Annotated in this window: 13 protein-coding genes; 8 read left to right on the forward strand and 5 right to left on the reverse strand. The window is 68.4% G+C overall.

Annotated elements, in window-relative coordinates; translation table 11 throughout:
- Positions 1 to 38: 38 nt before the first annotated feature.
- The 5 genes from J5226_RS19835 to J5226_RS19855 form a co-directional block, all read right to left on the reverse strand.
- Positions 39 to 581 (reverse strand): putative immunity protein, encoded by a 543-nt coding sequence (locus J5226_RS19835; protein ID WP_215836260.1) that lies wholly within the window; start codon positions 579 to 581, stop codon positions 39 to 41.
- Between the two features lie 12 nt (positions 582 to 593).
- On the reverse strand, positions 594 to 971 hold the full coding sequence (locus J5226_RS19840; RefSeq protein ID WP_215836261.1) for a DUF4288 domain-containing protein: 378 nt from the start codon (positions 969 to 971) through the stop codon (positions 594 to 596).
- 11 nt (positions 972 to 982) lie between these two features.
- A complete protein-coding gene (locus tag J5226_RS19845) occupies positions 983 to 1,996 on the reverse strand; it encodes a hypothetical protein (protein WP_215836262.1) in 1,014 nt (337 codons plus the stop codon).
- A gap of 668 nt (positions 1,997 to 2,664) precedes the next feature.
- Positions 2,665 to 4,071 (reverse strand): hypothetical protein, encoded by a 1,407-nt coding sequence (locus J5226_RS19850; RefSeq protein WP_215836263.1) that lies wholly within the window; start codon positions 4,069 to 4,071, stop codon positions 2,665 to 2,667.
- 223 nt (positions 4,072 to 4,294) lie between these two features.
- Entirely contained in the window at positions 4,295 to 6,142 is a 1,848-nt protein-coding gene (locus J5226_RS19855; protein WP_215836264.1) for a hypothetical protein, read from the reverse strand.
- Between the two features lie 212 nt (positions 6,143 to 6,354).
- On the opposite strand from J5226_RS19855, the gene J5226_RS19860 reads away from it, so the two are divergent.
- From J5226_RS19860 to J5226_RS19895, 8 genes are all read left to right on the forward strand, one after another.
- Entirely contained in the window at positions 6,355 to 6,837 is a 483-nt protein-coding gene (locus J5226_RS19860; protein ID WP_255322863.1) for a GNAT family N-acetyltransferase, read from the forward strand.
- 149 nt (positions 6,838 to 6,986) lie between these two features.
- Positions 6,987 to 7,601 (forward strand): hypothetical protein, encoded by a 615-nt coding sequence (locus tag J5226_RS19865; RefSeq protein ID WP_215836265.1) that lies wholly within the window; start codon positions 6,987 to 6,989, stop codon positions 7,599 to 7,601.
- Entirely contained in the window at positions 7,591 to 8,175 is a 585-nt protein-coding gene (locus J5226_RS19870) for a hypothetical protein (protein ID WP_215836266.1), read from the forward strand. Before J5226_RS19865 ends, J5226_RS19870 begins: the two co-directional genes overlap by 11 nt.
- 120 nt (positions 8,176 to 8,295) lie before the next feature.
- A complete protein-coding gene (locus J5226_RS19875; protein WP_215836267.1) occupies positions 8,296 to 9,066 on the forward strand; it encodes an SDR family NAD(P)-dependent oxidoreductase in 771 nt (256 codons plus the stop codon).
- Between the two features lie 153 nt (positions 9,067 to 9,219).
- Positions 9,220 to 9,786 carry an elongation factor P-like protein YeiP gene (gene yeiP / locus J5226_RS19880; protein WP_215836268.1) on the forward strand — a complete coding sequence of 189 codons (567 nt, stop codon included), beginning with the start codon at positions 9,220 to 9,222 and terminating at the stop codon, positions 9,784 to 9,786.
- Positions 9,776 to 10,180, forward strand: coding sequence for a hypothetical protein (locus tag J5226_RS19885; protein WP_215836269.1), 405 nt, complete (start codon positions 9,776 to 9,778; stop codon positions 10,178 to 10,180). The genes yeiP and J5226_RS19885 overlap by 11 nt, the downstream gene beginning before the upstream one ends.
- Entirely contained in the window at positions 10,177 to 10,647 is a 471-nt protein-coding gene (locus tag J5226_RS19890; protein ID WP_215836270.1) for a GNAT family N-acetyltransferase, read from the forward strand. Before J5226_RS19885 ends, J5226_RS19890 begins: the two co-directional genes overlap by 4 nt.
- A gap of 681 nt (positions 10,648 to 11,328) precedes the next feature.
- Positions 11,329 to 13,416, forward strand: coding sequence for a phospholipase C, phosphocholine-specific (locus tag J5226_RS19895; RefSeq protein WP_215836271.1), 2,088 nt, complete (start codon positions 11,329 to 11,331; stop codon positions 13,414 to 13,416).
- Positions 13,417 to 13,453 lie beyond the last annotated feature (37 nt).

Below are 13,453 nucleotides of genomic sequence, written 5' to 3' on the forward strand. Positions count from 1 at the left end.
CACCCAGCACTGATCGAGGCCGTGCCACGACGCCGGCTTCAATCTCGCAACCGTCCGTCGAGCGCGAACAAGAGCTCGCTCATGCGCCCGCGCCCGCGCCCGCGGCGCACGGACGGATAGCGCAGCAACACCTCGCGCACCGTAGCCGACGCAAGACCGGCAGCCCAGCTCACCCGCGCATCGCCCACCTCGCCGTCGCCGCCCGCGTCCGACTCGAACGCCAGAGCCTGATGCGCCGCCGCGCCGAGAATGTGCTTGACCTGATGCGCATCGGCGATCGGATGCAGATACGCCGCCGCGGCCGCATGGCTGGCGGCATGGGCCGCGTGGGCGGCGGTCGCGACATCGGCTTCGCGCGCGGCGGCATAGGCCGACCACGCAGCAGCGCGCAGCGCCGCGGTGCGCGGTTGTCCGGCGGCGAAGGCTTCGGCGGCGGCGATGGCCTCGCGCGGACGCGCGTCGGCCGGGCTGATCGATTCGAACAACGGCAGAGCGCTGCGCGCGCAAGCCGCAGCATACGCCGCGACTTCGCGAAGTTCGTCTTCGGCCAGGGGAATCCTGCGGTCGTCGGGCGAAACCATCCGCGCTCCGCCTCAGCGGACGAACTGCCCGCGGCCGCGCACCCATTCGCGTATCCGGCTCAAGGGAACATCGTCGTGCTCGCCCCACATGATCTCGGCGCCGTCGCGCAGCGGCTCGTAAATCGGCAGCAGATCGGTCACGCCTTCGAACACCCACTGCACCGGCACGCCCTCGTCGCCGCCTCGGTACGGGCGGCTCTCACCGGTGGCGATGGCGACGATCTTGTCGTACGCCTCGTCCAGATCGTTCGCCGTGACGATGACGGTATTTTCCCAGCAGTCGAACTTGGCGTCCGGGTCGTCGTTGTCGGCCGCGTCCAGTTCGATGAAGCGCAGCAGGTAGGAGCCGACGTACCAACCGACGGGAGAGACGTTTTTTGTATCGGACATAGGGCGACGCTCTAGGAGTTACGACGCTCAAGATTAGCCGTTCCGCTCCATCGCAACGGCTGCGGCCCCCACTCGCCCTCGCCCAACACCGCCTCCACCAAGTTATCGACCGGATAGCCCAAGTGCTCGTCCGCCCCCACACCGCCATCGTCGCGATGCGCCGCCAGCACGAACGGCACGAACGCCGCATGGTCGTGCGCGGCCAGTCCCACCATCTTCCTGGCCAAGTCGTAGGACAGCAGATTGCCGTCGTCGGTGCGGTGGAACGCGGCGCCGGACCAGAATTCCTGGATCGTTTCGGCGTCCCAGAACTTACGGTGTTTCTGCTCGATTTCCTTCGGCGTGTAGAGCTGCGCGCTGGGGTGGGCCAGGTGCGGGAACAGGCTGTGTTCGGTGTTCACCGCCATGCCTTCGTTGAGCCAGGTCGGGATCGGCAGGTGGCCGAGCAAGGCGTGGGTCAGTTCGTGGGCGATGGTCGCCTGCATCGCGTCGGCGTGGTTTTCGCACAGGGCGAAGTGGCCGTAGCCGGCGTTGAGGAAGACGCCGGCGGACAGCGCGTACTCGCCGCCTTCGGGGTGGTAGTGGGCGATGTAGTCGTAGTAGGCCTCGTCCTCGGCGAAGACGAGGCAGACGTGTTTGCCGCCGCCGATGGGCTGAGCCAGCGGGCCGAGGTTGCGCAGGATGCGGCGGCGCGCGGTTTCGCAGAACTTGAGGTATTTGTCCGCGTGGCCGGGCGTCATCGCGGTCAGCAGCACGAAGCGTTCGGAGGTTTCCACGCGGTAATCGGGGCCGAGGGCGTCGGCCAAGGTGTGCAGCCAGCGTTCGGCGGCGGCGGTCCAGAAGGCGTCGCGTTCGGCGATGGTCCAGTCCGGGCGCTCGGCGGCGGCGATGCGCTCCCAATCGGGAATGGGCTGGCGGGTGTCGCCGAACCAGTGCATTTCGACTTCGGGCCGCGGCGCAGCAGCGGTCGGCGCGGACGCATGGGCGGCGTCGGGCCGGAATAAACGGCGCAGGTGGGTCAGCATGTCGGTGCCATCCAGGGCAGAAGAATGCGGTCGTCGCGGACGCGATTCTGGCTCGGCAGGCGGGTCGGACGCCAGAGCCGGCGCGGTGGGTCGCGAGGATTTCCGTAGCGGGCGCGGTGGGCGTGCGGGCTCGCATGCGGTTGCCCGCTCCGTGTGCGACGCGGTTCGCTCGGGCCGCAAGGTCTTTCGGTGGACGCGTGCAGCGCCGAGCCCGGCGCGCAAGCCGTTCCGATTCTCGCTTCAGGCGAATCCGCCCGCCATCGGGATTCGCAGGTCCTGCCGCAAGCCGACGAGTCTTGCGCGCAAGACTATTTCCCTCAGCCACGCACCAACTTGGTTCAACGCCGACACCGAACGTGTCGCGCGCCAGTCTTCGACCGTTGCGCGCGAGCTGTCGCGGCTTGCGCTCGGGGCGAAGAGCCTCGCCGAAAAGGGCTTGGTTCGTTTCCGGCGAGGGATTCAGGCCCGAACTCGGGTCATCGCGCCTTGCGCGCGAGTCTCGCCCTACCCGACGCCGCCCCATTTTGGGGCAGCGTCGGGACTTTTCGGCTTGCGGTCGGAACCACCGCGCTTGCGCGCAAGCCGGCAAGGCTTGCGCGCAAGACCCAACGGCTCGCGCGCAACGCCACAGCGCGCACGCACCGCCCTACCCGCCCGAAAAACCAACCTCAATCCGAGTCCCGATCCACCCGCGGCAACGCCGGCGCATGGCTCAAATCCACCGGCGCCGGCGCACGCAAGGCACGCGTACTGCGCGTGGCCTCCGCCGTAACCGGCTGCGGCTGGCTGCGCAGGTTCTGGTAGAAGTTGCGAATCCCACCCGTCACCTGCAACGAGTAATCGGTGGTCATGAACTGGCTGCCGTCCTGCGTCTCCAGATGCGCACCGTCCGGGATCGGCTTGAAGAACTCGTCGAACTTGTCCATCGGGTACTCGCTCGGCTTGCTCGCGCTGAACACCGCCATCGTCATCGGCCGGCCGCGGTTGACCGGGTCGTTGGCGTTGGCGAAGGTGCCGGCGCGGCCGTGGCAGGACACGCACGAGGACACCGGGCTGTCGATCGGGCCGTTGACCCGGCCGCCGAGGCCGTGGTGGCGCACGTAGGCGCGGTTGCCGTAGTCCCAGCCGGATTGTTCGACCAGGAAGCCGTTGATGCGCGCCTGGGTCAGCGCGGTGTTGACGAACACGCCGTTGCGCTGCGCGTCGGTGCGCACCGGCAGGTCGTCGCCCCAGCTCAGACCGACCGGGCTCATGCGGTCCCACACGGTCTTGCCGGGCGATCCGCCGTCGTAGATGAAGGTGCCGAACACCCAGCCGGTGCTGCGCGCCAGACGCGGGTCTTTCACCGCCACGTCGAGCTGCAGCAGGCGCATTTCGCGGTCCACGCGCGGCTTGTTGTAGTTGGTGTCGGGGTAGATGTTGGCGGTCCAGACTTTGCCGTTCTGCAGGTACGGCACTTGTTCGACCGGCGCGTCGGTGAACAGCAGTTTGCAGGCGACGCTGTTGGGCGGGAACGTGGCCTTGGCCGGGTCCGGGCGGCCGTTGGCCGTCAGCCAGACCTTGCCCAGGGCGGCGCCGCCGCGGTCGTTGTAGAAACCCACCGCCCAGTTCTGGCCGCGGCCGCTCTGCTGAGTGTGCAGTTCGAACGGGCGCGACATGCGTTCGCGGGTCATGCCGTGGCGCCATTCGCGGCCGCCGCCGAACGGGGCGCCGTCGTCGTGCAGCCACGGCGCGTGGTACCACTTGCGCACGCGGTTGTCCTGGACGCGGAAGTCGACGTCGACGTTGCCGTCCAGGCAGTAGTTCAGCACCGCACGCAGGTATTCGTTGGGGAAGGCTTTGAAGTCGATCGCCATCCACGGGAACGTCTCGTTGGCGTAGGTCGTGGGGAAGTTCTGGCTCAGCTGGAACACCTCCGCCGGCGGCGTGCCCGGCGGCGGCGGGTAGCGCGGGTCGTAGCTGGGAAAGCGCGCGGCGGCCGCGGCGGCGGCCGGCGCGGCGGCGCGTTCCTGCGACACGGCCGTGGCCAGCGTGCAGGCCAGCGCGATGGCCGAGACGGCCAGTGCGGTCTTCATCATCATCGGTGAGGTTCCCCCTGTGGACTCACCGTGTTAACGCGGCGGCGGCGCGGGCGAGGCCAGCCTGCGCGCGCGGTCGGCCTCACAGTCGCTCACACCGCGACCGGCGTGGGGATTCGCCGGTGCCGGCCGTCGCGCGCGGCGTCCGCACGGCGTGCGCGTCGTCGCCCGCGACCGCGTCCATCGCCCGGCCGCGCGAACGGCGCGAACGCCGCACCCGCTACATGCGGTAGCCGGCCGCCGCGGGCTTGTGGTCGCGCTCGCCGCTGGCCGGGGCCTTGTATTCGCGGTCGCCGCCGTCGCTGCCCGGCGTGGCCGGGCTCGCCGGCGCGGTACTGGCGGACGAGGTCGCCTGAGCGGGCGCCGGCGACGACGAGCTGGCGGCGGGCGCGTCGGGCTGGGCCTGCTTTTTCATGGTTTCGCGGATGCCGCTCATCTCCACGCTTTTGATGGTCAGCGTGGTGTCGTTGGCGAAGCTCACCTTGAGCAGGTTCTTGTTCTCCAGCTTCACCGCGCTGATCGCCGAACCGCGCTCTTGCGCACGCGTGTCGATGTAATCAGCCAGCAGCGTCATGTTGGCCTGCTGCCCCTTGGCCAGCCCGTCCTTGCCGGGCTTGAGCGCGGCGAGCACCAGATCGCGGCCGTTGGGATCGTAGGTGGGACGCACGCTCGCCGCCGGCGGCGCCGACGACGACGCGGCCATGCGCGCGGCGGGTTGCGAGTCGGCGATCATCTGCGCGCTAGGCCGGTAGACCTGCGCATCGCGCACCGGCACCGAGCCGGCCAGCATCAGCTGCGGGTACTGGTACATCTTGATCAGGTCCATCACCTGCTCGTCCTTGGCCGTGCCGACGGCTTCGTGCGCCTGCTTGATCTTGGCGAAGAAGCGCAAGGCGCTGTCGTCGGCGGGGTTGCTCTGCTGGAGTTTCTGCAGGCCGTCCAGGGTCCTGAGCAGGCCGCGTTCGACGTTGAGGTACAGCGCCTGCTGGATGTCCGCGGGGCCGACGAACAGGTTGCGCTGGGTTTCGTAGCGGTCGAGCGTCGTGCCGAAGTAGCGGACGGCCTCGCCCGGCGGCTGCTCGGCGCTGGCGGTGGCGAAGCCGCCCTGTTCGAGCCGGCGCTTGGCGTCGGCGGCGGTGGTGCCGCCGCAGGGGCACGCCGGGTCGCGCAAGGTCATCACTTGCAGGCCGTCGTGCCCGGGCACCAGCGTTGCGACCGGAAACGAGAACGAGCGCGCGTCGGGCGAATACGGCGAACCCGCCACCTCCGGTTGCACGCGCAGATAGCGGGTGTCGGCCAGTTGCCGCTCCTGCATCTGCGCGTTGGTCTTCGGATAGATGTTGAAGAACACCATGTCGTGCGTTTGCAGATGCTGGGTATTGGCCGCCGAAGTGTGCGAGACCTTCTTGGCCGCGCTGAGGTCGCCGGTGGCCGCGCTGGCGACGCGGTCGATCGCGATCCGGTCGGACGTGCAGGAAATCAGGCCTTCGACGCGGTTGTTGGTGGCGTGGGTCGCGGTGGCCTCCGAATAGCGCCGGTACACGTCGCCCATGACGCCGTTGATGACCGGGTTGTCGCGCAGGGTGGGATTCGCCTCCTTGAGCTTGGCGATATCCAGCCGGATCTCGCCGAGGTTGTTGCTCGAGAGTGCCTGCAGCCGGGGCAGCGCGTCGCCGTCGCCGCGGGCCTCCTCGCGCCCGGCCAGCATCGAACTGTCGAGCAGGGTGCGTGCGTCGGTTTCCCTCGTATGCTCGGGCGCATAGCGGCCGGTCAGGCTGGCGCGCACGTCGTCGCGGGAGAGCTTGAACGAATCGGTCATCGCCTGCAGCGCCGCCGCCTGCGCGGGCGTGGAGACGCCCACGGTGCCCAGCGCGGTGTGCAGGCTATTGGCATGGCTGTCGACGGCGTAGTTGCGGCCGGCTTCGAACACCGGGGCGCTCAATCCGCTGTTGATCGCCGCCGCGGTCTTGGCGTCCTTGATGTAGAAGGTCCTGCCGGCGTGGCTGTCGATCAGCAACTGGAAAGGATCGGCGGCGTGACTGACGGCGGGGGCGTCGCTGCTGCGCATGAAGGCTCCGTGGCGGGAAGGCGGATGAGGCGCGGCCGCGCGGGCCGCCGCGCGGCACCGCGCGTGCGCGGCGCGCGAACGTTGGAATAACGCAACCCAGCGGGCGCGGCGGCCATCGCGCGGCGCCCGATCGTGCCAGCGCCGCCGACGGGTTCGCAAGCGCCGCGATCTGAGCGAGGATGTGCCCTTCGCTCCCAGGAGTCCCGCCCGCCATGACCTTGCCGCCCGGTGTCGTTCTGCGTCCGATCCTGCCGCGCGACGAAGCCGGCGTCGCCGCGATCGCGCGGCAGGTGTTGGCCGAGTTCGGTTCCGGCCTCGCCAGCGATCCGGAAGTCGATGCGATGCAGCGCGCCTACAGCCGGCCGCGCAGCGCGTACTTCGTGGTCGAGCGCGACGGCAAGCTCGGCGGCGGCGCGGGCATCGCGCCCTTGCTCGGCGGCGACGAGAACGTGTGCGAACTGCGCAAGTTCTATCTGCTGCCGGGCGTGCGCGGGATCGGACTGGGGCAGGCGCTGCTGGACAAGTGCCTGCTCGCCGCGCGCGGGTTCGGCTACGGCCAATGCTATGTCGAAGCGCTGGACCGGATGAGCGAGGCGCATCGCTTGCTGGAGGCCAACAGCTTCCAACTGCTGCAAGCGCCGTTGGGGTACGGCGAGTTGCGCGGCAGCCACACGTGGTATCTGCGTTCGCTCTGATCCAGCGTGGGAAACGCCAGCGCCCGCCCCACCGCCCCTGAAAACATGATGCGCCGCATATTGGAAATGCAACTGGCGCACGCTATAAAGCTCCCCGTGCCGCCATCCGGCCGCACCTGGGGATATCAAGAACAACAGGGGATTCAACGATGTCGACCGTCTTGCGTCCGCGCGCGCTGCGCGCGGCGTTGGCTGCGCTCGCGCTGAGCGCTTCGCTGACCGGCTGCCTTTCGGCCAAGTTCTATGTCGACCCGGCGCTGCCGAAGGTCGTGCAAGCTGACGTCAAGGCGCCGGCCGCGCCCAAGCCGGTGCAATTGCTCTCCGAGTTCCGCACCAAGGGCAGCGCCAACGCCCGCGCCACCGCTGAGTTGCGTCCGCGCGCGCAGGCCGTCGCCAGCGCCTCGGGGCTGTTCGCCCAGGTCAGCGAAACCGCGGTGCCTGGCGGCGCGCAGTTGCGTGTGGTGATCGACAACGTGCCGATCACCGACAACGCCGCAGCCAAGGGCTTCGGCACCGGCCTGACCCTCGGTCTGGCCGGCTCGATGGTCACCGACGGCTACAGCGCCACGATCAGCTACACCGCCGCCGGCAAGACCACCGAAACCCAGGTCAAGCATGCGCTGCACACCACCATCGGCAACAAGGCCGGCCCGGCCGGACTGACGCCGGTGAGCGGGCCGGACGCGGTCCATCAAGTGATGGATCAGATCGTGTGGAGCGGCCTCAAGCAACTGTCCGAACAGCATGCCTTCGATGCCGAATAAGACGATCAAGGCCCTGGGCCGCGCCGCGCTGATCGCGGCGCTGGCGTCGCAAGCGGCGTGCGTGAGCATGCAGGCCACGCCGTACAACGTCGGCATGGACTCCAGCGCGGCCTTGGCGCGCCACACTCGCGGCGCACCGGTGAACGTAGGCGCGTTCGCCGCCGAGCCCAAGCTCGACCGCAAGGCCTTGAGCGTGCGCGGATCGACCTTGAACGGCGGCGCCGACGGCCGCTTTTCGACCTATCTGCACGACGCGCTGCAAGCCGAATTGCGCTCGGCGGGCCGCTTGGATCCGTCGGCCGCCACCGGCATCAGCGGCGAATTGCTGGAGCAGCGGCTCGAGGGCGGCGGCCCTTCGGCCCCGGGCACGGCGCAGATCAAGGCGCGCTTCGTGGTCAGCCGCGACGGCAAGACGCTCTACGACCGCACGCTGAGCCAGCAGCATCAGTGGGAGTCGTCGTTCATCGGAGCGATCGCGATTCCGGCCGCGTTCGACAATTACGTGACCACGGTGCAGAAGCTGTTGCAACAACTGTTCGCCGATCCGCAGTTCGAGCAAGCCACCTCGCGCTGACCCGCGCGACCCGGCCGGCGCCCGCCGGCCGGGCGCCCCCGCCCCGCCTGAATGCAGGCTCAGGCGCGACCCGGGCCCGGTCCTTTAGAATGGCGCCTTTTCCGCCCTCAGGACCGCCCCATGCAACTCGAAAATGCCCGCGCCGTCATCACCGGCGGCGTCTCCGGTCTCGGTTTCGCCGTGGCCCAGCATCTGGTCGCCCGCGGCGGCAAGGTCGCGCTGTTCGACGTCAACGACGACAAGGGCGCGCAGGCCGTGGCCGCGCTGGGCGAGGCCAATGCCCGCTATTTCCGCACCGACGTGACCGACGAAGCCGGAGTGGCGGCGAACCTGCAGGCGGCCAAGGACTTCCTCGGCGGCTTGAACGCGGCGATCAACTGCGCCGGCATCCTCGGCGCCGGCCGCGTGCTCGGCAAGGAAGCGCCGATGCCGCTGGGCCAGTTCCAGACCACGGTGATGGTCAATCTGGTCGGCAGCTTCAACGTCGCCAAGGCCGCGGCCAACCTGATGCAGCACAACGAGGCGGGCGAGGACGGCGAGCGCGGCGTGATCGTCAACACCGCGTCGGTGGCCGCGTACGAAGGCCAGATCGGTCAGGCCGCGTACTCGGCCAGCAAAGGCGGCGTGGTCGGCATGACCTTGCCGATGGCGCGCGAACTCTCGCGTTTCGGCATCCGCGTGATGACCGTGGCGCCGGGCATCTTCTGGACGCCGATGGTCGACAGCATGCCCGAGTCGGTGCAGCAGTCGCTGTCGGCCTCGATCCCGTTCCCCTCGCGCCTGGGCCGGCCGGAAGAGTACGCCGACCTCGTCGCCTACATCCTCGGCAACCGCTATTTGAACGGCGAGACCATCCGCCTCGACGGCGCGACGCGCTTGCCGCCGAAGTAACCCCTCACACCCTACCTGTAGGAGCGGCGTAAGCCGCGACCGCGACAACGCAACTACGCCGAACGCTTCGACGCGACCGGCCACCCCGCGGTCGCAGCTTGCGCAGCTCCTACAGTCGGATACGCAGCACACATCTGGATTGGAAACGACGCAATGAAAGCCTACGACGTCAAGAAAGGTAACGTCATCGAACACAACGGCACCGTGTATCAGGTGCGCGATATCGAACGCAGCTCGCCGCAGGGCCGCGGCGGCAACGTGAAGTACCGCTTCACCATGTACTCGGTGCCCGGCGGCATCAAGTTCGACCTCAGCGCCGGCGCCGAGGACGAATTGAAGGAAGTCGAGCTGAGCCGCCGTCAGGCGACCTACTCGTACAAGGACGGCGACGCCTTCGTGTTCCTCGACGACGAGGACTACACGCCGTACACGCTCGACGCCGATGTCGTCGGCGACGCCGCCGGCTACATCATCGCCGACCTCGGCGGCTTCTACGTGCAGATCATCGACGACCTGCCGGTCGGCCTGCAGCTGCCGGCCAACGTGTCGCTGGAAGTGATCGAGACCCCGCCGGAACTCAAGGGCGGCACCGCGACCAAGCGTCCGAAGCCGGCCAAGCTGGAGACGGGCATCGAAATCATGGTGCCGGAGTACATCGGCACCGGCGAGCGCGTGCTGGTCAACACCGCGACCGGCGAGTTCGCCGGGCGTGCGGACTGATCGCCCGCGCAAGGCGGCCCCACTACGGGCCGCCGGCATCGCCGCCTGCGCCGCGCTGGCGCTGGCGGCGGCGTGCTCGCGCTCCGGCGCGGGCGACGCCACGGGAACGGCGGCGCGCTGCGACATTCCGCAGTGGCTGGCCGCGCCGCATCGCGACGGCTACTGCGGGCTGCCCGCGGATCTGCGCCGTTTCGTTTCCGAACACCAAGAATTCAAAGCGTTTTCCGGCGGCGAACCGTCCGACGCGGCGGGCGTGGAAGTGCTCGCGCGCGAGCACGACGCGCGCGTGCGCGAGCAGCGCGCGGCTTGGTCGCGGCTGCGCGACCGTTACGCCGCCGACTCCGCCGTATCGGGCTGGATGCAGCGATACGGCCGCGACGAGGACAGTTTATGAGCGATCCGCAAACCCCCGACTACGGCTTCGCCGCCGCCACCGCCGCCGACATCGAGCGGCTGATTCCGGTGCTGCGCGAGTTCTACGAAGTCGAGCATCTGCCGTGGAACGAGCCGGCGCTGCGGCGCGCGCTCGGCGCGCTGGTGAGCGATCCGAACTCGGGTCGCCTGCGGCTGATCGTGCGCGACGGCGAGATCGCCGGTTACTTCGTGCTGGGGTTCTGCTTCAGCCTGGAATTCGGCGGCCGCTTCGGCTTGCTGGACGAGTTGTTCGTGCTGCCGGCGCATCGCGGCGGCGGCTTGGCCAAGCGCGCGCTGGCGGAAGTCGAGGCCTTGTGCCGGGCCGAAGGGCTGGATGCGTTGCGGTTGGAAGTGAACGACGACAATGCGCATGCGCGCGGCATTTACCAACGCGCGGGTTATGTGGCGCATCCGCGGCGGTTGATGACGTTGTGGTTGCGCGGTTGAGGATGCCGCGGCCGCGGTTGAGTTCGCACCGGGGCCTTTGAATCGTGTGCGCTGAGTTCGGCTTCGACGCGTTGGATTTGCGTCGCCGCAGCGCGCCGTATTGAATCGAATCGTATCGAGTCCGAAGCCCCCACGCTGAGAACTCCCATGCCCCACCCCGTCATTCCGGCGAAAGCCGGAATCCATTTTGCTTTTGTTCTTGCCTCGAACGTCCAGGCAAGGCGAAAGCAACGGCAAAATGGATTCCGGCTTTCGCCGGAATGACGGCGTTGTGGATGCTGGCCTTCGCCGGAACGACGGCGTTGGGGATGCGGGCCTTCGCCGGATGACACAGCGGAGGTTCCGGCTTTTCCCGGAGCAGCGGGCTTTGGAAACGAAAGCCAAAAGAGATTCAGCTTTCGCCTGAACAGCGACGCAGGAAAACGAAAGCACCGCCGCGATCGCGCATCGCGAACGAAAGATCGCGAAAAACCCGCGAGAAAACTCCAATCCGCACAACGCCAGACATCGATAGCAGCGACGCGGCTCACACAAAAATCCGCGCAAGACCGCGCAACGGGCTTGCGATTCCGTGATCGCGCACGCGCCGCGAGCGCTGCCACGAACCTGCAATCTATCGCTTCCAGGCTTTATCGTTTCTCACGCGGCGCATCCTCGCCGCGCCCAGCTTGGAGCAAGGCCTTGGCATCCCCGACCCGTCGCGATTTCCTCAAGCTCGCCGGCTCCGCCGCCGCGTTGAGCCTGTTGCCGCCCAGCATCCGCACCGCCCTGGCCACGCCGGCCGCGAGCGTCACCGGCACCATCCAGGACGTGAAGCACGTGGTGATCCTGATGCAGGAGAACCGCTCCTTCGACCATTACCTCGGCGCGCTGCGCGGCGTGCGCGGTTTCGACGATCCGCGGCCGATCCCGCTACCCGGCGGCAAGACCGTGTTCGAGCAGCCCAAGTCGGCGAGCAACCCGAACAACGTCGTGCTGCCGTTCCACCTGGACACCGCCAACACCGCGGCGCATTGCCTGGCCGACATCGACCACAGCTGGAAAGGCGGGTATTCGCGCTGGAAGGACTACAACGCCTGGATTTCGGTCAAGGGCCCGATGTGCATGGGCCACTTCACCCGCGAGGACATGCCGTTCTATTACGCGCTGGCCGACGCGTTCACCGTCTGCGACGCGTACTACTGCTCGCACCACGGCCCGACCAATCCCAACCGCATGCATCTGTTCGCCGGCACCAGCGGCATGACCGTCGGCGATTTCGGCGCGCAAGCGGTCAACAACGCCGACGACGGCAACTGGACCGGCGACGCCTCGCGCGACAACCCCAACTTCGTCGGCCACAAGTGGACGACCTATGCCGAGCGCCTGCAGAACGCCGGCGTGCCGTGGCGCGTCTATCAGGAACACGACAACTACGGCGACAACTCGCTCGCCTACTTCGCCGCATTCCGCAAGCTCGACCCGAGTTCGCAACTCTACAAGCGCGGCCGCGCGATCGTGCCGGGCTCGAACGAAGCCAACGCCAAGACCTCGCGCGGCGATCATCTGATCGCCGAGTTCGCCAAGGACGTGCGCGAAGGCACGCTGCCGGCGGTGTCGTGGATCGTGCCGTCCTACATCATGAGCGAACACCCCGCGGCCACGCCCGCTTACGGCGAGTCGCTGACCGCGCGCCTGCTGGAAGCGCTGGTGGCCAATCCCGAGGTGTGGTCGAAGACGGTGTTCATCATCAACTACGACGAGAACGGCGGCTTCTTCGATCATGTCGCCGCGCCGTTGCCGGCGATCAATTCCAACCTCGGCAAGAGCACGGTCGACACCGCGACCGAGAACTACAACGGCATCCCGGTCGGCCTGGGCGTGCGCGTGCCGATGTTCGTGATCTCGCCGTGGAGCAAGGGCGGCTGGGTCAACTCGCAGGTGTTCGACCACACCTCGGTGCTGCGCTTCCTGGAAGCGCGCTTCGGCATCGCCGAGCCGAACATCAGCGCGTGGCGGCGCAGCGTGGCGGGCGATTTGAGCACCGCGTTCGACTTCGCCACTCCGAACGCGGCGTGGCCGATCCTGCCGGACACCGACGACAGCATGAGCAACGCCGACGCCAGTTGCCGCCTGGCCGTGCCCAAGCCGCCGACCCAGCAGCGCCAGCCCAAGCAGGAGCGCGGCCAGCGTCCGGCGCGCGCGCTGCCGTACGAATTGCAGGTGAGCGGGCGGATCGAAGCCTCCAGCGGCCGTTATTGGCTCGACTTCGGCAACAGCGGCGTCGCCGGCGCCTGCTTCAACGTGTACGCGGGCAACCGCAGCGACGGGCCGTGGTACTACACGCTCGACGCGGGCACGGCGCTGTCGGACTACTGGAGCGCGAAGCAGTACAGCAAGGGCATTTACGATTTGTCGGCGTACGGCCCGAACGGGTTCTTGCGCGCGTTCAAGGGCGATCTCAACAAGGCCTTGGCGGCCGACGGCGCCAATCCCGAGGTGACGGTGCGCCACGACGTCGCCGGCGGCCGCTTGCTGCTGGAATTCGTCAACACCGGCAAGGCGGCGTGCACGCTGACGTTGAAGCCCAACCGCTACAGCGCCGCCGCCGCGCGCACCTACGCGTTGGCGCCGGGCGCGAAACGCAGCGACAGCTGGCCGCTGACGGAGGCGAAGCGCTGGTACGACTTCAGCGTGACCTCGGACAAGGACACCGGCTATCTGCGCCGCTTCGCCGGCCACGCGGAGAACGGCGAGAGCGGCGTCAGCGATCCGGCCATCGGCGCCTGATCGCGCGTCGCGGGCCGGCTTCGCCTGTGCGAGCCGG

It is taken from the genome of Lysobacter sp. K5869, assembly GCF_018847975.1.
Classification (GTDB): Bacteria; Pseudomonadota; Gammaproteobacteria; order Xanthomonadales; family Xanthomonadaceae; genus Lysobacter.